Below are 20,354 nucleotides of genomic sequence, written 5' to 3'. Positions count from 1 at the left end.
TTATAGCACATTTTAGAAAAACAACAAACATAGAGTTTAAAACATTGAAACCCTCAAAAAACTGAGCTTTTATAGGTTTAAAAGTACGTCGGAATTAATAACTGATCCGAATATTTTACAGAATGAAAGGGGGAGTTTATATAGTTTTAAATTCGACTAATAAAAAAACTTAATTTTAAAAAAAAGGAGTTAGAGTATTTTTTTAAATGCAAAGTACCTAATCTTTCACTTGAAGAATTGAAAAATAATTGGGTAGAAAAGCCCATAACAATTTATATAGGAAAATCTGACGGAATAAAAGAAAATGCCATTTTGAGAAATCATTTAAAACAATATTTACGATTAGGACAAGGATTTAATATTGGACATTATGGTGGACAACAATTTGGTAAATTAAAAATCGCTCTGAATTAAAACTCTGTTGTCTGACTTTAACAGATATTGAACCAAATCAATTTGAAAAAAATTATTATTGGAATTTAACTATTTAAGCTAAAAAATTTCATACCCAATACTAACTCTCAAATATTCACTGTTAATTATATGTTAATAACTCTTTGTTATGTTTTTGAGAATCACGAGTAATTAATCTTAAATTTACAATGTACTTTCAGTTCCTCTGAAAAGCAAAAAGTATAACTAGCGACGACCTATCTTAAATATGAACCAATTAATAGAAATTGGTGGTAATTTGCTGTGCATTTTTGCTACTAAATACGTCAATGTTATTTCATCATCACAATTAAAAAAGTACATTAAAATTTGTTTTAAATATATTAAGAGACTCACTGTCTTCTTTCTATATATTATATTAACAATTTTAGTTTTAAATTTTTTACTTACAATTCTCATTATCTATTTAATTATATAGAATTGCGTAATTTTAACTTACCACAATTAGTTATATTTCTCTAAAATTCTATTTTCTTTCGGAAAATAACCGTTCATTTTAATCTCAATTTCTCATAATACAGTAACGTTAGCAACTTAAATTAAACTTTAAATTTCCTAAATCAACCTTTTTGGTGTAAATTAGCACCAAAATAAAACATTATGGCGAGACAAAGCATTTCTTTCACACAACCAAATGATGAATGGTTAAAAAGTCAAGTTGATAAAAAAGAGTATTCAACTAAAAGTGAACTTGTAAACGATTTAATTAGACAAGCTAGAAAACAACAAAGACAAATTGATTGGATTAGTGAGAAGTTAGATAAAGCCGAGAACAGCGGATTTACGAGTTTAACTAAAGAACAAATATTAGCTGAATCAAAGTCGTTAATTTAATGGCTAATTACAAACTAAGTAATTTAGCGAAAGAAGACATAATAAGAATTCATAAATACGGAGTTGAAAAATTTGGAATAGATCAAGCTGACAAATATTTCCATTCATTTTTTGAGAATTTTGATATCATAGCTGAAAATCCTTTTTCTTTTGAATCTGTCGATTACATAAAAACTGGATATAGACGCTGTGTTTGTGGTGCTGATAATATTTATTACAAAATAAATGAAAATAGTGTAGAAATTATGGCAATAATTGGAAAACAAGATTTGAAAAATATTCTATAACTTAACAACAATACATAAACAGTTTACCACAAAACCTAAATCAATATATAAAATGCAATAGTCTCTTTTGCAATACCATTGCAACAATAAAGACTTATATTTGTACCAATGAAAATTTTAACCTTCATACTCGCTTTCTATATTTTTGCACTCAACTTAACACCTTGTGCAGATTTTGTAGTGCCTAATGATATGGTTAAAACTGAAGTTTCACAAATTAATGACGACCATCAGCATCAAGACTCAGACTTATGTTCTCCTTTCTGTATTTGCCAATGCTGTCATGTAAACGCTTCAGATCTGGAAGTAGCCATTTTTAACATTAAATCTTCTGATATCTCTACACAAGATTTTTTCTATCGAAATGGCTCGGAGAAAGACTTTACTGCTTCAATTTTACAACCTCCAATAGGATAATTCAGTTTTTTAAGAGGATACTTATATCCAAACTTGAGTACTATACACTCATTTAATTTCGAATAATTCTAACTGAATTATATCGAGAAATCTCACTGAATTAAACTTTTTTCTATGATTAATAAAATCATTGATTTTTCAATCAATAACAAATTTATAATTGGTTTGTTCACGCTTGCCATTATTGCAACTGGTATTTGGAGCATGACCAAAGTACCTATTGACGCTGTACCAGATATTACCAACAACCAAGTACAAGTAATTACCCAAGCACCTAACTTAGGCACCGAAGATATTGAACAAATAATAACCTATCCGGTTGAAGTTGCTATGAGTAACTTACCAAATGTGCAAGAAATTCGTTCTATTTCTCGCTTTGGCTTATCTGTTGTAACTGTCGTTTTTGATGACGATATGGGCACGTATTTACCGCGACAATTAGTTGCCGAAAAACTAAACGACATTAAAGCTCAAATTCCCGAAGGATTTGGAGAACCATCCATGGGACCTATTTCTTCTGGTTTAGGAGAAATTTATCAATATACATTAAAAGTAAAACCTGCTTTTAAAGACAAATATTCTATTACCGAGTTAAGAACCATGCAAGATTGGATTGTGCAACGTCAAATGGCAATGGTAAAAGGTGTTGTAGAAGTAAACGCCATTGGCGGAAAAATAAAACAATATGAAGTTGCCGTAGACCCGAACGAGTTAAATGCAATTGGTTTAACCATTACCGATGTTTTTGAAGCATTGGAAGCCAATAATCAAAATACAGGAGGCGCTTATATCGAAAAAAATCATCAAGCCAACTTTATTCGTGGAGAAGGATTGGCAAGAAGTTTAGACGATATTAGACAGATTGTTATTAAAAACACCAATAATATTCCAATTACCATTGGCGATATTGCTAAAGTTCAATATGGTGCTGCCATTCGTTATGGTGCACTAACCCAAGACGGAGAAGGCGAAGTTGTTGGCGGTTTGGTAATGATGCTTAAAAGCGCAAACTCTAACGAAGTTATAGAAAACGTAAAGTTAAGAATGGCTGAAATAGAAAAGTCGTTACCAGAAGGCGTTGTTATAGAACCGTTGTTAGATAGAAGTAAATTAATTGGTGAAACCATCTCTACCGTTTCAGGGAACTTAGTAGAAGGGGCATTAATCGTAATTTTTGTGTTGATTTTCTTATTAGGTAATTGGCGAGGTGGACTAATTGTTGCTTCTACGATTCCGCTGTCTTTACTCTTTGCATTTATATTGATGAACGCTTTTGGCGTTTGGGCAAACCTAATGAGTTTAGGTGCTATCGATTTCGGAATTATTGTTGATGGAGCTGTAATTATTGTAGAAAGCACTGTTTTCTTAATTACATCTCAAGTATTAAAAAAGAAAAAACTATCGCAAAACGAACGTGATCATATTGCTTCTAAATCTTCAAAAAAGATGATGAATGCAGCTTTTTTTGGTCAATTAATTATTCTAATTGTTTTTCTACCAATTCTAGCCCTAGAAGGTATTGAAGGCAAAATGTTTAAACCAATGGCTTTGACTTTTATTTTTGCCATGATTGGTGCCATGTTATTATGTTTAACTTATGTACCAATGATTTCTGCCTTAATTTTAAGAGAACCAAAATCTGATAAAAAATCTTATGGAGACAGATTTGTGCATTGGGCAGAACGCACATACCAACCTTTATTAGAAAAAGCCTTAAAAAAAGGAAAATTGATTATTGGAGCATCAGTAGTTTTATTCGGAATTACAGTTTTTATATTTTCTAAAATGGGTGGCGAATTTATACCGCAACTAGATGAAGGTGATATTGCTTTTCATGCTATTTTAAAACCTGGAAGTTCTTTATCAGAAACCATTGAAACCACTACTAAAATTGAGCAAATTGTAAAAGCGAAGTTCCCAGAGGTTGAAAAAATTGTGAGTCGTATTGGTGTTGCCGAAATACCAACAGACCCAATGCCAATGGATATTGCAGATGTTTTTGTAATTCTAAAACCTAAAGAAAAATGGACAACCGTAACTTCTAAAGATGAGTTAATTGATAAAATGAAAGAAGCTGTTGAAATGATTCCTGGGGTAAATTACGAATTTACACAACCTATGGAAATGCGTTTTAATGAGTTACTAGAAGGTGTTAGAGAAGATATTGCCATAAAAATTTATGGAGAAGACATTGATATCCTTTCTCAAAAAGCTGAAGAAATTTCTAAAATTATTGCAGGTACAGAAGGTATTGGTGATATGAAAGCAGAAGCAACCACAGGTTTACCACAAATAACAATTACCTACAACAGAAATAAATTAGCGCAATACGGCTTGCAAATAAACACTTTAAACCAAATTGTACAATCTGCTTTTGCAGGAGGAACTGCAGGTATTATTTTTGAAGGTGAAAAACGCTTCGATTTGGTAGTAAGATTAAATTCTGAAAACAGAAAAGATATATCAGACGTGCAAAACTTGTTTATCAATTTACCTTCTGGAGTACAAATTCCATTGCGTGAAGTTGCCGATGTGAGTTACAAATCTGGTCCAATGCAAATTAGTAGAGACAATACGAATAGAAGAACTTATGTTGGTATTAATGTTAGAGGTCGTGATGTAAAATCTTTGGTAGAAGAAATCAAAGTAAAACTAGACGCAAAGTTAACATTACCCGCAGGATATTTTATCCGCTATGGAGGTGCTTTTGAGAATTTAGAACGTGCTAGTAATCGTTTGCAAACTGTTGTTCCGCTTGCGCTCTTACTTATTTTTGTGTTGATTTATTTTGCGTTAAAATCACTACCACAAACGTTAATGATTTACATAGCAATACCAATGGCAACGATTGGTGGTGTTTTTGCTTTATGGTTTAGAGACATGCCATTTAGTATTTCTGCCGGCGTTGGTTTTATTGTGCTCTTTGGGGTTGCCGTTTTAAACGGATTGGTAATGATTAGCGGCCTAAATGAACTAAAAGAAGAAGGTGTTACCAATTTAAAAGACCGAATTATTGAAGGTACAAAAAGACGTATTAGACCTATAATGTTAACTGCTTTTACAGATGTTTTAGGTTTTTTACCAATGGCAATTTCATCATCTGCAGGCGCAGAAGTACAAAAACCTTTAGCAACCGTTGTTATTGGTGGTTTATTAACCGCTACCCTATTAACTTTATTTGTTTTACCTATTTTATATCATTGGGTAGAAAACAAAACTTTTAATTTTAAGATGAATAAAAAACTCATTACAACTGCGGCTATTTTAATTTTCATATTCCTATTACCAATTGTAGGTAATGCGCAAGAACCAGTGGATAAACTACCTGTTATTTCTATACAGGATGCTGTTCAATTATCAAAAGACAACTACCCTAGTTTAAAACAACGTCAGTTAGAAATCGATAAACAGCAACTATTAAAAAGTACTGCTTATGATTTTGGAACTACACAGATTTACACAAGCGGCGAAGAAATAAAAAGTAGTTCTGGCGTGTATACAACTATCGGTTTAGGACAATCTAATATTGATGTATTTGGAATTTCATCAAAATTAAAGTTACAGAAACAACGGATTCAATTGGCAGAAAAAGCATTTCAGCTTTCTGAACTAGATTTAGAATTAGAAGTTAAAAAAGCCTGGTCTAACGTTTTTAAAACCAAAAGGAATTATAACTTATACAAAGAATTGGATTCCATTTATGATAATTTTGAAAAATCGGTTGCTTTAAATTATGAAGTAGAAGCTATTTCTAAATTAGAATATTTGGCAGCTAAAAACCAAAGTTTACAAATTCAGAATAAAACAAAACAAGCGTATAGTGCGTATGTTATAGCCTTGCAACAGTTTAATTTATGGTTTGTTACTGATGTTTTCTTTACGGTTCCAAATAAATTCGAAGATTTCAATACGATCGATATCAATACTTTTAATGCCGAATCTCATCCTTTATATAGCTTATCTAAATTGCAAGTTGCAGAAGCAGAAGCGAATTATAAAGTTGCAAAAGCAGAAAGTTTACCAAAATTCAACCTTCAAGGTGGTTTGCAAAAAGTAGGCAACAGTTCTGGTTTTTATACCTATCAAGCAGGTGTTACCATTCCTTTTTTATCAGGAAATACCAAAGCACAAATTAAAACAGCCAAAATAGATAAAGAGATTGCAGAAGCGAATGTAGAATTTCAGCAAAAAGAAGTACAGTTTAAATTGTTTCAAGCAAAAGAAAACTATCGAAAATGGAAAACTTCGTGGCTCTTTTACAAAGAGGAAGTTTTACCGCTAACATCAGTACAAAAAACAGGAGCATTATTTGCTTACAAAGAAGGCGAAATTGATTATACCACTTTTACGCAACTTATAAAAGAAGCAATTCAATCGGAATTAGAAGCACAAGACACATTTATCAATTATCTAGAAAGTACTTTCGAATTACAATATTTTAAAAATTAAGAAAATGAAAAACACCATATATAACATCATAACAATAGTCGTTCTCGCAGCTTTTTTAACATCATGCGGATATAAAGAAGGCGATGGATATTCTAATGAGAAAGAAGTTAAAACGGATGTAAAACAAGAGGAACATCCTAAAAAAATTGAAGAAGCAATGCTTTCTGCACAACAATATGAAGCTTTAAAAATGGAAGTAGCAACCGTAACCAAAAGACAAATGAGTGGTTACGTAGAAGCAAACGGAACATTAGAAGTTCCACCACAAAATGAAGCAGCAATTACTTCGGTTGTTGGTGCAAATGTGGTTTCCATAGAAGTGATCGAGGGAGATAAGGTAAAGAAAGGTCAGGTTGTGGCCTACTTATCACACCCGAATATTATAAGCATGCAAACTGAATATTTAAATGCTTACAGCAATCGTAATTTCTTACAAAAAGGATTTGAACGTCAACAAAAATTATACAAAGCAGGCGTTGGATCTGGTGCTAATTTTCAAAAAGCAGCCGCGGCATACGAAGCTTCAAAAGCGTTGGTTAACGGACTTGGAGCGCAATTAAAATTATTAAACATTAATACTTCGTCTGTAAGAAATGGAACCATTTTTCAACGTATCGCTTTGCGAACTCCCATTGAAGGTTTTGTACAAAAGGTTGAAGTTAAAATGGGACAATATGTAGATCCACAAACGGAATTATTCGAAATTGTAGACACGCATCACGTGCATGCAGATTTAATGGTTTTTGAAAAAGATGTATACAAAGTAAAAAAAGGTCAGAAAATAGCGTTTGATGTTCAATCAGTTCCGAATCAGGAATTAACGGCAGAGATTTATTCGGTAAGCAAAACCTTTGAAGAAAACCCAAAAGCAGTTCACGTTCATGCAGAAATTGAAAACAAAGCAGGTAATTTAATTCCGGGAATGTATATTAAAGGAAAAATTCAGGTTGATAATGTACAAACAACTGCATTGCCAGAAAGTGCCGTTACAAAAGAGGGAGATCGTTTTTATGTATTTACAGTAGAAAAAGAAAATGATGCTTGGAGCTTTAAACCGCTAGAAGTAATTCCTGGTCAAAAAGATGGAAAATGGATTGCGGTTAGCTTTCTAACAGAAATAGACCCAACCACAAAATTTGCTTATAACAACGCGTATTACCTTATTGCAGAAATGAAAAAAGGAGACGCAGAACACTCACATTAACCATGCAAACCATAGAACAATTTTTAGAATCGAACAATATACGTGTTACTGCAATGCGCTTGCTTATTTACAAATTTTTGGATAAAAAGCAAGTTGCTGTTACCTTAACAGATATTGAAAATGCTTTCGAAAAAGCAGATAGAACCACTTTATACAGAACGATTAAAACGTTTGAAGAAAAGGCAATCGTGCATCAAATTGATGACGGAACTGGCACTATAAAATATGCCCTTTGTGAACAAGGGTGTACTTGTGAAATTGGCACCGATTTGCACTTACATTTCCACTGCAATAATTGCAACGAAACAGTTTGTTTAACAGATCTTAAAATTCCACAAATAAAAGTGCCCGATGGTTTTATTTCTGAAAACGTAAATTTAGTTGTAAAGGGTATTTGTGATAAATGTAGCGGACAATAAATGCACTTCCGTTGCACGCTATTTTACAGCACATTTGTGTTAAATTTAAAGTACAAATGAAAAAAGAACATCGCAATTTAAGAGACATAAAACCAAGTTCAGAAAAAGAACACAATCATAATGATGGTCATAATCACGATGGTCATAATCATGATGGAGAACCAAATGGATTCAAAGCCTACATTCCTGCAATTGTAAGTTTCACAATGCTGATGATTGGTATTGCCTTCGATTATTTTAACATTTTGACTGCGCTCAATACAGCTGCTGCATTTTTTAAAGATTGGCTCCGTATTATTTGGTACGGAATTGCTTACTTACCTGTTGGGCTACCTGTAATTAAAGAAGGTTACCAAAGCATTAAAAAAGGTACTCTTTTTACGGAGTTTTTCCTTATGTCTATCGCTACTATTGGTGCCTTTGCTATTGGTGAATACCCGGAAGGTGTTGCTGTTATGTTATTTTATGCCGTTGGCGAATTGTTTCAAGATGCTGCTGTTAATAGCGCAAAAGGAAACATCAAAGCATTGCTAGATGTTCGTCCTAAAGAAGCCAATGTTTTTAGCAATGGCAACATCGAAAGCGTAACTCCTGAAGAAGTTGGTATTGGAGAGAAAATTCAGGTTCGAGTAGGAGAAAAAATTCCTTTAGATGGAATTTTAACTTCAGTAAAAGCAGTTTTAAATACCGCGGCATTAACAGGAGAAAGTAAACCAAATACTATTGCAAAAGGCGATACTGTATTTGCAGGTAGTATTAACCTAGAAAGCGTCATTGAAGTTGAGGTTACTAAAGAATTTAAAGATAGTTCTATTGCTAGAATCTTAGATTTAGTACAGAATGCCACAGCTAGAAAATCTAAAACGGAATTATTTATCAGAAAATTCGCACGAATTTACACACCAATTGTGGTATATCTTGCAATAGCAGTAACATTATTACCTTACTTTTTTGTTAATGATTATGTATTTGCAGACTGGTTATATAAAGCCTTAATATTCTTGGTAATTTCTTGCCCTTGTGCTTTGGTGATTTCTATTCCGTTAGGTTATTTTGGTGGATTGGGAGCGGCTTCTAAAAACGGAATCTTATTTAAAGGTGCTTCTTTTTTAGACACCATGACCAAAATAAATACGTTGGTTCTAGACAAAACAGGAACTGTGACGAAAGGTGTTTTTAAAATCAAAAAGATTAAAACGATTGGTTGGGAAGAAAAAGAATTTATGAAATACCTTTTTGCCATAGAAGAACAATCTACGCACCCAATTGCAAAAGCTATTTTAGAATACAAAGCAGAAGAAGTACATTTTAAAGCTACAGAAGTCTCTGAAATTGCAGGAAAAGGTTTAAAAGGAATCGTCAATGGAAAAACTATTTTAGTTGGTAACAAAGCTTTAATGATGGCTAACAAAATTGACATCCAACCAGAGGTTGAAACTATTGTAGAGTCTATTGTTTTAGTTGCTATTGATAAAGTATTTGCTGGCTATGTGGTTATTGCTGATGAACTAAAGGACGACGCAAAAGAAACCATTATCAACCTACATAAAGTGGGCATCAAAAACATTATAATGCTTTCTGGCGATAAAGACTCTATAACTCAAAAAGTAGCATCAGAATTAGGAATTAAAATCGCCAAAGGCGGATTATTGCCCGAGGATAAATTAAATGAAGTGGAAATATTAAAGAAAAACACTTCAAATAAAATCGCTTTTATAGGTGATGGAATTAATGATGCTCCTGTTTTAGCTACAAGTGATATTGGTATTGCAATGGGTGGCTTAGGTAGTGATGTTGCTATTGAAACTGCAGATGTTATTATTCAGACAGATCAACCCTCTAAAGTTGTAAAAGCGATAAAAATAAGTCGTGCTACTCGTAAAATTATTTGGCAAAATATAGCACTCGCTTTTGGTGTAAAATTAGTTGTAATGATTTTAGGAACTCTAGGATTAGCAACCATGTGGGAAGCCGTTTTTGCTGATGTAGGCGTAGCTTTATTAGCTATTTTAAATGCAGTGAGATTACAAAGAATGCAGTACGATTAAGCATCGTAATTACTTATAAAAACAAGATAAAGCCTCACTTAAACTGAAATGATTTCAACTTAAGTGAGGCTTTTTAACTTATTTACTCTTTAAACAAGACTACTCTTCACTTCCCCAAGGAGCAGTTGGAGTTTCTATTTCTTTAGTTATATCAAACTTTACAGAAAAATATCTATCAGAACCTATTCTTCTTAAATTGTAGGTGAAACTTGTAGCATCTAAAGTTACCCACCAAACATTAGTCGCAGCAGCAGGAATTAAATTTATTGTTTGTTTATCCGCAGGAAAAACTTGAAGATTAAACAACCCAACATTCGAACTCATACCTCCATATTGTGTAATCTCATATTCTGATCCATCTTTGTGCCTATGATCGTGTTTTAACTGAATCAAATTATCTTTATCCATTGTAAAAACCCACGTTCTAGATTTGTCATCACCAACAAAAAAAGGAATTCTAATGATATCATCTTCACAAGAACGAACATGCATTACCAATTTCTCTCCAGTAAAGCCATCTCCTTCTTTTCCTCCTGCAACGATTGTTCCTTGGTAAGATTTACCACAATGTTCTTTTAAAGAATTCCAAAATACTACTGAATTTGGTACCTCTTGCGCTATTAATGGCATTGAAAACAATAACAGCATACATAATATCTTTTTCATAATTTTTAAATAATATTTTTTTTTAAATATACATATTATCACAAAAAAAACGCCTCATTTTCATGAGGCGTTTTTAATATTGATAAAACTACTTATTTAGCAGCTTCTAAAACTTCTTGTACTTTATCAGCAGCTTCTTGAAATTCTGTAGCAGAAATAATTTCCATTCCAGAATTGTCAATTAATTCTTTTGCTTCTTTAGCATTTGTACCTTGTAATCTACAAATAATTGGTACCGTAATTTTGTCTCCCATACTTTTGTAAGCATCTACAACACCTTGTGCAACTCTGTCACAACGTACAATACCTCCAAAAATGTTTACTAAAATTGCTTTTACATTTGGGTCTTTTAAAATGATACCAAAAGCAGTTTCAACTCTTGCTGCATCTGCAGTACCACCAACGTCTAAAAAGTTAGCAGGCTCTCCTCCAGATTCTTTAATTAAATCCATAGTTCCCATTGCTAAACCAGCTCCGTTTACCATACAACCAACATTTCCGTCTAAATCTACATAGTTTAAACCTGCAGCTTTAGCTTCAACTTCAATTGGATTTTCTTCACGTAAATCACGCATTGCTGCATAATCTTTATGTCTATATAATGCATTTTCATCTAAAGAAACTTTAGCATCAACTGCCATAATTTTAGAATCAGATGTTTTTAACACAGGGTTAATTTCAAACATCGCAGAATCAGACTTAATATATGCAGTATAAAGAGCAGTAACAAATTTTGTCATTTCTTTAAAAGCAACACCAGATAAACCTAAGTTAAAAGCTACTTTACGTGCTTGAAAAGGCATGATTCCTAATAAAGGATCAATCTCTTCTGTAAAAATTAAGTGCGGAGTTTCTTCTGCAACAGTTTCAATATCCATTCCACCTTCTGTAGAATACATAATCATGTTTTTACCAGTTGCTCTGTTTAATAAAACAGACATATAATATTCATCTGGTTCAGAATCTCCAGGATAATATACATCCTCACAGATTAAAACTTGGTTTACTAATTTTCCTTCTGCAGAAGTTTGAGGAGTAACTAACATCATTCCTAAAATATCATCAGAAATACTTTTTACTTGGTCTAAGTTTTTAGCTAACTTAACTCCACCACCTTTTCCACGACCACCTGCGTGAACTTGCGCTTTAATTACATGCCAACCTGTTCCTGTTTCTTCTGTAAGTTTTTTTGCAGCTTCAACTGCCTCAGCAGGAGTACTTGCAACAATTCCACGTTGAATTCTAACGCCAAAACTGTTTAATATTTCTTTTCCTTGATATTCGTGTAAGTTCATCTGTAAATGTTTAATAACGGATTCAAAAATACAAATTCATATATAAAATGGTGCATAGTTTCTATTAAAAATTTGTCAATGCCATTTTTTTTATATTTTCTACAGAAATTTTATAAACAAAAAGTGTAACACTTTAACACTATGCACGTCTTTATGATGACGAACACTTAAAACCATTCTATCAAAATAAGCTAGAAATATTCGTTTTTAATGCACCTACAATCAACCAAAAATTATATGTTTAGAAAAATAACTTTATTGCTAATCGTAGTAATATCATCACATCAGTTAATTGCTCAGCAAAAAGAAAATCGAAAAAAGATTAAAACAACAAGAGTCAAATTAGCTCCAAAAATAGATGGTTTTTTAGAAGATAATTCTTGGAGAGATGCAGAAGTGTGTACAAATTTTGTTGATTTAAGACCCAACAACGGTAAATTAGTTTCAGAAGAATATCAAACAACTGTTAAAGTTATTTATGATGATGATGCCATTTATATTTCTGCTCAAATGAATGACCCCGACCCAGAAGGCATTCCGCAAGAATTTGCAACAAGAGATAATTTTAGTATTGCAGACTTCTTTTTGGTTACTATAAACCCTAATGACGACGGTCAAAATCCTTTTGAATTTCTAGTTCAAACTACCGGAAACCAAGGTGATGCTAAAGTTTCTAACGGAGATGAAGACTTTAATTGGAGTGCTGTTTGGGAGAGTGCCGCAAAAATTAATGATAAAGGTTGGGCCGTAGAAATGAAAATTCCATACCGAGCAATTCGTTTTGCAAACAGACCTGTACAATCTTGGGGATTTAATTTTCACCGAAGATTAGAAAAACTAAATGCACAACATACTTGGACTCACATTGACAACGCTGTTGGAAAATGGACACAATATGATGGATTAATTGAAGATTTTAGAGACATTAAACCTCCTACCAGATTAAATTTCTATCCTTACGCATCTGCAACAGCCAATACTTTTGAAGGACATACCGCCTACGATTGGAGTGTTGGTATGGACATTAAATATGGTTTAACAGAAAATTTTACATTAGATGCTACTCTAATTCCAGATTTTAGTCAGGTTGGTTTTGATGATGTTGAATTAAATTTAGGTCCTTTTGAACAACAATTTACAGAACAAAGACAATTTTTTACAGAGGGAATAGAACTATTTAACAAAGCCAATCTTTTTTACTCTAGAAGAATAGGTAGTGATCCAATAGATCAATTTAACGTAGAAAGCACTCTAACTTCGGATGAAGAAATTACAGATTACCCAAGTAAAATAAACATGTTAAATGCCATTAAAGTTTCTGGAAGAACCAAAAACGGTTTGGGGATTGGTTTTTTTAATGCCATTACAGAAAAAACAGAAGCAACTATTAAAAACAATACAACAGGAGACACCAGAAAAGAAGTAATAGCGCCTTTTACAAATTATAATATTTTAGTTTTAGACCAACAGTTTAATCAGAATTCTACGGTAACATTAATCAATACAAATGTTACTAGAGATGGCAAGTTTAGAGATGCTAATGTAACAGCTCTTGATTGGCATATAGAAACAAAAGACAGTAAATACAATGTAGATGGCTCTGTTAAAATGAGTAACATTTCTGATGACATTAACAACCCAAACACTGGTTATACGTTTGACAATAGTTTTGGGTATAATTCTGACCACTGGAATTGGGAACTAGGTTATAATTTTGAAAATAAAGATTTTAACCCAAATGATTTAGGGATTCTTTTTACTAACAACCAACAATCTATTTATGGTAGTATAGGTTGGCGCACACTACAACCTACTAAAAATTACAACTGGTATAATTTTTACTATTATAATAATGTAAATTTTCAGCATTTTTCTGGTATTTACACAGGTTACAATGCTAGCGCAGGATTTGAAGCTCAAACAAGAAAACGTTTTACTTATGGAGGAAACCTAAATTACAGTACCAAAGAAAAAGATTATTTTGAGCCGAGACAAGGATCTACAAGTGGTATTTATTTCTTACAACCAGAACGGAAAAATATAAACATTTGGATTTCTACCAACTCTCAAAAAAAATTAGAAATAAATTCTGATATCTATTATTCTGGTTACAACAACTACAACAAAGCTGCTTATGGCTTTAGTATTGCGCCTCGTTATCGATTTACAAATCAGTTTTCTTTACAATATCAATTAAATTACAATAAAACGGATAATGATTTAGGTTTTGTAGATGAAGTAAACACAAATATTATCTTCGGAAAAAGAGATCGAAAAAATTACACCAACACCATTGCTGGTAAATATAGTTTTAGCACCAATTCTTCTTTATCACTTAGCTTTAGACATTATTGGGGCGCTGTGAACTATAACAATTATTACAACCTAAACACTAATGGAGGTCTAGACCCAAACACCACCTACACAAGTCAAGATGTGAACTTTAACAGTTGGAATTTAGACTTAAATTACATTTGGCAATTTGCCCCAGGAAGTCAGTTAATTGCTTTTTACAGAAATGCTATATTTAATGAAGACACAAATGCAGATTTAAATTTCAGTAAAAATTTAGACAATTTATTTGAGCAATCTCAAAGACATACATTTTCTTTAAGAATCGTTTATTTTATTGATTATAATAAATTGAAAAATATATTTTAACTTCTTAAATAGTTCTCGATGCTTTTTTTATCTCTCAAAATTACTCGAATAGACATTTTAGTATTAAAGAAAGACAAAATATATTATAAATCTCGGTTCTATAATAAACGGATATTCTTCATCTATAAGGATATCCGTTTTTTTATGATCAATAATTAAAGTCTTTTTTATACATTCGTTACAAAGTTAGAGGTATGATAATAGGTAAAAACATTCACAAATATTATGGGGATGTAGAAGTTTTAAAAGGAGTAGATTTACACATTAAAAAAGGAGAAATCGTTGCTATTGTTGGTCCATCTGGAGCAGGAAAAACAACCTTACTTCAAATTTTAGGCACCTTAGACAAACCACAAAAAGACCAAAATTACGAGTTGAAACTAAATAACGTTTCACTAAAAAACCTCGCAGACAAAAAACTTTCTTCTTTTAGAAACCAGCATATTGGCTTTATTTTTCAATTTCATCAATTATTGCCAGAGTTTACAGCATTAGAAAATGTTTGTATCCCTGCTTTTATAGCGAAAAAAACAAAACAAGAAACAGAAACAAGAGCTAAAGAAATACTTACTTTTTTAGGTTTATCTCATAGAGTAAGCCACAAACCCAATGAACTTTCTGGAGGAGAACAACAAAGAGTAGCCGTTGCCAGAGCATTAATTAACAATCCATCCGTTATATTAGCGGATGAACCTAGTGGAAATCTAGATACTGAATCTGCTAAAAACCTACATGAATTGTTCTTTAAATTGCGTGATGAATTTGGACAAACCTTTGTAATTATTACACATAATGAAGAATTAGCAAATATGGCAGATAGAAAATTAACTATGATTGACGGTAAAATTATAGAATAGTGTAACATTTCTAAGTTTAATACTACTTATAAATAAACCTAGATAATGAAAGAAACCTTTAATAATGTAATTACTTATTTAAAAAACCCAGTACCAGGCATAGATCCCAATAAGAATACTGGCTATCGTATTAAAATTCTCTTTCACCTCTTTATTATTAGTATCATTACTAGTATTATAATAACACCAATATTCAGTGTGCTTCAAGAACTACAACTTGTAGATTTTGAAACCCATAAACTAGAAGAAATGTTTAAAGACATGTCTTTTATTCAAATTTTATTATTGGGCTCTATTCTTACTCCTATCTTAGAAGAAACTTTATTTAGAGCTCCAATAACGATATTCGTAAAACCAAAATCGTTTAAATATGCTTTCTATATTTTTACATTGATTTTTGGTTTTGTACATATTACAAATTTTGAAATCACCACAAACGTACTATTACTCTCTCCTATTTTAATCTTACCTCAATTATTAGTTGGTGGTTATTTTGGTTATATAAGGGTTAAATTTGGCTTATTATGGGCAATGCTACTCCATGGAAGTTATAATGGTTTTTTATTTTTAATGAGTTTTTTATTCGAATAGATAATTATGAAAAAATCTGAATTAAAAGAGTTTTTAGACGAGAAAGTAACGCTATATAACACTCCTAATTTTATTGAATCTGATCCAATTCAGATCCCCCATTTATTCACAAAAAAGGAAGATATTGAAATTGCAGGCTTTTTAACAGCAACTATTTCTTGGGGAAATCGAACTATGATTATTAAAAATGCCATTAAAATGATGGATCTTTTTGATAATTCTCCTTTTGATTTTGTGATGAATCATCAAGAAAATGATTTAAAATCTCTTGATAATTTTGTGCACAGAACTTTTAATGCAATCGATTTAAAACAATTTATAACGTCTTTAAATCATATTTATACGCATCACCAGGGATTAGAAAAAGTGTTATTGGTTGATGAAAAACAGACCGATTATAAGCATGCAATTCATCATTTAAAACAAGTTTTTTTTGAAGTTGATCATCAACAAAGAACTCAAAAGCACATCTCAGATCCTCTAAAAAATTCGGCTGCAAAAAGGATAAATATGTTCTTAAGATGGATGGTTAGAAACGATAATAAAGGGGTAGATTTCGGCATTTGGAAAACCCACAAACCATCAAATTTATCATGTCCATTAGATGTACATTCTGGTAATGTTGCTCGAAAATTAAAACTACTTTTAAGAAAACAAAACGACTGGAAAGCTCTTTCTGAATTAGATACCAACTTACGAAAATTAGACAAAAATGATCCTGTAAAATATGATTTTGCATTATTTGGTTTAGGGGTTTTTGAAAAATTTTAAAAGCCTTTAACCTTAAAAAAAAGGACAAATAAAACTGTAATTCACTTCTAATTCAACGTTCCTTTTCATCCCTTAACTTGCTATTTTTATTTTCGAATTAAAGGCTAATATTGTGGTTTAATTTCAAAAGATTATCTTACACATCTCTAACGTTATTTTATAAATTTAATTATTTTTAAATCACATCTAATTACCATAAATGCAATTTAAAAACCCAGAAATATTATACTTTTTAACACTGTTAATCATCCCGATTATAGTGCATCTTTTTCAACTACAAAAATTCATAAAAGTCCCTTTTACAAACGTAGCATTTTTACAAAAATTAGCACAACAAACACGTAAAAGTTCACGCATAAAAAAATGGTTAATACTTAGTACAAGAATGCTTTTACTTACAGCTATTATTGTTGCTTTTTCTCAGCCTTATTTCAGCAATAAAACAGCAAGTCAAACACAACATAATTTCATCTATCTAGACAACTCTTTAAGTACAAACACAAAGGGTATAAAAGGAAACTTATTACAAATAGCAGCCCAAGAAATTATAGAAAACGCATCAGAAAAAGATGTATATTCGCTGCAAACAAATTCTAATTTCTACGATAGAATAGATAAGAAAGAACTAAAAAACATCTTATTACAAGTTAAAGAAACTTCAAAAAAAATAGATTTAGCTACCATTTTATTAAAATTCGACTCCAAAACAAAAAACAAAACAAACACTTCAAATAACACCGTATTAATATCTGATTTACAAAACACTTACAAAAACGAGTTTACAAATGTAACACCCCCTTTTTCGGCCATAAAACTAGAATCTGTTATAAAAAACAACATTTCTATAGACAGTGTTTTTGTAAATAATTCTAATGCCAATAATTTTACACTCAATGTTCTTATTAAAAACCAAGGGGAAGCAAAAAGCAACATTCCTATTGCTGTTTACAACAACAATAAACTAATTAGCAAACTCTCCTCCTCTTTTAAAAAAGACACCCTAGAAACCATTCAATTTAAAATTCAAAATCTACCAGAATTTAATGGAAAAATAGCACTTAATTTCAGTGATACTTTCGCCTTTGATAACGTGTTTTTTTTTACTCTAAAAAACGATCAAAAAATCAATGTTTTATCGATTGGAAACAAGGCTAATTTTCTTGCTAAAATTTATACCAAAAACGAATTTAACCTAACAGAATCTACGGTTCAAAACACCAATTATAATTCTATTTTAAAACAGCAATTAATCATACTAAATGAAGTAGAAAATATTTCTGAAATCTTATCAAAAAAAATTATTGAATTTTCTAAAAACGGAGGAATCCTTGTAATTATCCCACATAAAAATTTGAATTTAAAAGCTTATAATTCTTTGTTTAAAAACTTAAATTTAAGGAAAATTCAACCTAAAAAAATAGACACTTTAAAAATTACAAATATCAATTTCAATCACCCTCTTTTTCAAAATGTGTTTTCAAAAAAAGTGACTAACTTTCAATATCCAACAGTGCAACACTATTATCCTATCACTTCAAATAACACAAGTACAATTGTAGCTTTTGAAAATGGCACTTCTTTCATTTCTGAAATTAAAAATAGAGAAAATAAGGTCTTTTGGATTTCAAGTTCCTTAGATATAAAAAATAGTAATTTCATCAATTCTCCTTTAATCGTTCCTGTATTTTACAACTTCGGAAAACTCAGTTTTAAACACCCAAAATTATTCTATAGAATTGCATCAGAAAACATTATTGACATCGAAATAAATACTGAAAAAGATAAGGTTTTAAAAATTTCGAATTCCGAAAATTCTTTCATTCCTTTACAACAGAAATTTCAAAACAAAGTAAGTATTACTACAAAAGAACAACCATTAAAATCTGGCTTTTATAACATCATAAAAGATGCGGACACAATTCAAAAAATCGCTTTCAATTATGCTAAAGAAGAAAGTTTGTTAAACTTTCTTGATTTAAACGAACTCAAAGAAACCAACAAAAACATTACAGTTTCTAATTCAGTTGCAGACGTTTTTAAAAAAATCAACAAAAAAAATAAAGTTCATTGGCTTTGGAAATGGTTTTTATCGTTGGCAATTGTATCTTTGCTATTAGAAATTTTGATTTTAAAATTCTATAAACCATGACCACGCTTTTAAAATCGGCAACGATTATAGACACTTCAAGCCCATATCATCAACAACAAAAAGACATTCTTATTACCGACGGAATCATTACTAAAATTGAGGATTCCATAGAGAACAATAATTACCAAGTGGTAGCACTAGATAATTTACACGTTTCTTGCGGTTGGTTTGACACCAGTGTATCTTTTGGAGAACCTGGCTACGAAGAACGAGAAAACATTAAAAACGGATTAGACGTTGCTGCAAAAAGTGGCTTTACATCTGTAGCAGTAAACGCAAACTCAAACCCAGTAATAGACAATAAGGCTGCCGTTGAATTCTTAAGAAACAAAGCAAACGGATTTGCCACAAACCTATACCCTATTGCTGCACTTACGCAAAACAGCAAAGGTATTGACATGGCAGAGTTGTACGACATGCAGCAATCTGGAGCAATTGCTTTTGCTGACTACAATAAACCAGTTGCAAACGACAACTTGATGAAAATTGCGCTTTTGTATGCTCAAAATTTTGACGGTTTGGTTTTCAGTTTCCCTAAAAACAACTCAATTGCTGGAGAAGGAATTGCAAACGAAGGTGTTAATAGCACAAAATTAGGCCTTAAAGGAAGTCCTACTTTAGCAGAACACATACAAATTGCAAGAGATTTATATTTATTAGAATATACAGGCGGAAAATTACATATTCCAACCATTTCTACCACAAAATCTGTTGAGCTAATTAAAGAAGCAAAAAAGAAAGGACTGCAAGTTACTTGTAGTGTTGCTATACATCATTTAACTTTATCTGACGATGAACTACATGGTTTTGACAGCAACTACAAGGTAAACCCTCCTTTAAGAACAAAAGCCGATTTAAAAAGCTTGATAAAAGGAATTAAATCTGGAGTTATCGATATTATCACTTCAGACCACAACCCAATTGACATCGAGCAAAAAAAACTAGAATTTAGTGAAGCTAAAGACGGAACTATCGGTTTAGAAAGTGCTTTTGGAGCAATTAATTCAGTTTTAAACTTACAAGACTTTATAGAAAACCTTACAAGCAAACCTAAAAGTGTTTTTGGCTTAGAAAACCATTCTATCAAAGAAAACTCTAAAGCAGAAATTACTTTATTTAACCCTGAACATAACTATACTTTTACAAGAGCAGATATTTTATCAACCTCTAAAAACAGTGCTTTTTTAGATAAAAAATTAAAGGGAAAAGCCTACGGAATTTACGCAAATAATCAATTAATACTAAAATAAACA

16 protein-coding genes are annotated in these 20,354 nt (G+C 31.5%); 14 read left to right on the top strand and 2 right to left on the bottom strand.

Annotated elements, in window-relative coordinates; genetic code table 11:
- Positions 1-237 precede the first annotated feature (237 nt).
- The 8 genes from WG945_RS17145 to WG945_RS17110 all read left to right on the top strand — a co-directional run bounded on the left by WG945_RS17145 (position 238) and on the right by WG945_RS17110 (position 10,111).
- A complete protein-coding gene (locus tag WG945_RS17145) occupies positions 238-414 on the top strand; it encodes a hypothetical protein (protein ID WP_157603623.1) in 177 nt (58 codons plus the stop codon).
- Between the two features lie 639 nt (positions 415-1,053).
- Positions 1,054-1,287, top strand: coding sequence for a ribbon-helix-helix domain-containing protein (locus WG945_RS17140; RefSeq protein ID WP_068449876.1), 234 nt, complete (start codon positions 1,054-1,056; stop codon positions 1,285-1,287).
- Positions 1,287-1,574, top strand: a complete 288-nt coding sequence (locus WG945_RS17135; protein WP_068449875.1) for a type II toxin-antitoxin system RelE/ParE family toxin — start codon at positions 1,287-1,289, stop codon at positions 1,572-1,574. Before WG945_RS17140 ends, WG945_RS17135 begins: the two co-directional genes overlap by 1 nt.
- Positions 1,575-1,682: 108 nt before the next feature.
- Positions 1,683-1,991, top strand: coding sequence for a DUF6660 family protein (locus WG945_RS17130; protein WP_068449874.1), 309 nt, complete (start codon positions 1,683-1,685; stop codon positions 1,989-1,991).
- A gap of 114 nt (positions 1,992-2,105) precedes the next feature.
- On the top strand, positions 2,106-6,440 hold the full coding sequence (locus tag WG945_RS17125; protein ID WP_068449873.1) for a CusA/CzcA family heavy metal efflux RND transporter: 4,335 nt from the start codon (positions 2,106-2,108) through the stop codon (positions 6,438-6,440).
- A 4-nt stretch (positions 6,441-6,444) separates the two neighbouring features.
- Positions 6,445-7,644, top strand: coding sequence for an efflux RND transporter periplasmic adaptor subunit (locus tag WG945_RS17120; RefSeq protein ID WP_068449872.1), 1,200 nt, complete (start codon positions 6,445-6,447; stop codon positions 7,642-7,644).
- 2 nt (positions 7,645-7,646) lie between these two features.
- On the top strand, positions 7,647-8,063 hold the full coding sequence (locus WG945_RS17115) for a Fur family transcriptional regulator (protein ID WP_068449871.1): 417 nt from the start codon (positions 7,647-7,649) through the stop codon (positions 8,061-8,063).
- A 56-nt stretch (positions 8,064-8,119) separates the two neighbouring features.
- Positions 8,120-10,111, top strand: a complete 1,992-nt coding sequence (locus WG945_RS17110; RefSeq protein WP_068449870.1) for a heavy metal translocating P-type ATPase — start codon at positions 8,120-8,122, stop codon at positions 10,109-10,111.
- Positions 10,112-10,210: 99 nt separating this feature from the next.
- Here the strand turns inward: WG945_RS17110 and WG945_RS17105 are convergent, their stop codons facing one another.
- A complete protein-coding gene (locus tag WG945_RS17105) occupies positions 10,211-10,777 on the bottom strand; it encodes a hypothetical protein (protein WP_068449869.1) in 567 nt (188 codons plus the stop codon).
- Positions 10,778-10,869: 92 nt separating this feature from the next.
- On the bottom strand, positions 10,870-12,072 hold the full coding sequence (sucC, locus tag WG945_RS17100; protein ID WP_068449868.1) for an ADP-forming succinate--CoA ligase subunit beta: 1,203 nt from the start codon (positions 12,070-12,072) through the stop codon (positions 10,870-10,872).
- Positions 12,073-12,309: 237 nt separating this feature from the next.
- Here sucC and WG945_RS17095 point away from each other — a divergent pair, with 237 nt between their 5' ends.
- The 6 genes from WG945_RS17095 (at position 12,310) to WG945_RS17070 (ending at position 20,351) form a co-directional block, all read left to right on the top strand.
- Positions 12,310-14,733: a DUF5916 domain-containing protein gene (locus WG945_RS17095; protein ID WP_068449867.1), complete on the top strand. Its 2,424-nt coding sequence runs from the start codon at positions 12,310-12,312 to the stop codon at positions 14,731-14,733.
- Positions 14,734-14,927: 194 nt separating this feature from the next.
- Complete coding sequence (locus WG945_RS17090) at positions 14,928-15,590, top strand: ABC transporter ATP-binding protein (protein ID WP_068449866.1); 663 nt, start codon at positions 14,928-14,930, stop codon at positions 15,588-15,590.
- A gap of 45 nt (positions 15,591-15,635) precedes the next feature.
- Entirely contained in the window at positions 15,636-16,181 is a 546-nt protein-coding gene (locus WG945_RS17085; protein WP_068449865.1) for a CPBP family intramembrane glutamic endopeptidase, read from the top strand.
- Positions 16,182-16,187: 6 nt separating this feature from the next.
- A complete protein-coding gene (locus tag WG945_RS17080; RefSeq protein WP_068449864.1) occupies positions 16,188-16,952 on the top strand; it encodes a TIGR02757 family protein in 765 nt (254 codons plus the stop codon).
- A 199-nt stretch (positions 16,953-17,151) separates the two neighbouring features.
- A complete protein-coding gene (locus WG945_RS17075; protein WP_068449863.1) occupies positions 17,152-19,101 on the top strand; it encodes a BatA domain-containing protein in 1,950 nt (649 codons plus the stop codon).
- Positions 19,098-20,351: a dihydroorotase gene (locus WG945_RS17070; protein WP_068449862.1), complete on the top strand. Its 1,254-nt coding sequence runs from the start codon at positions 19,098-19,100 to the stop codon at positions 20,349-20,351. The genes WG945_RS17075 and WG945_RS17070 overlap by 4 nt, the downstream gene beginning before the upstream one ends.
- Positions 20,352-20,354: the final 3 nt, after the last annotated feature.

Source organism: Polaribacter atrinae (assembly GCF_038023995.1).
GTDB lineage: Bacteria > Bacteroidota > Bacteroidia > Flavobacteriales > Flavobacteriaceae > Polaribacter > Polaribacter atrinae.
This window is presented reverse-complemented; position numbering and strand designations above follow the sequence as displayed.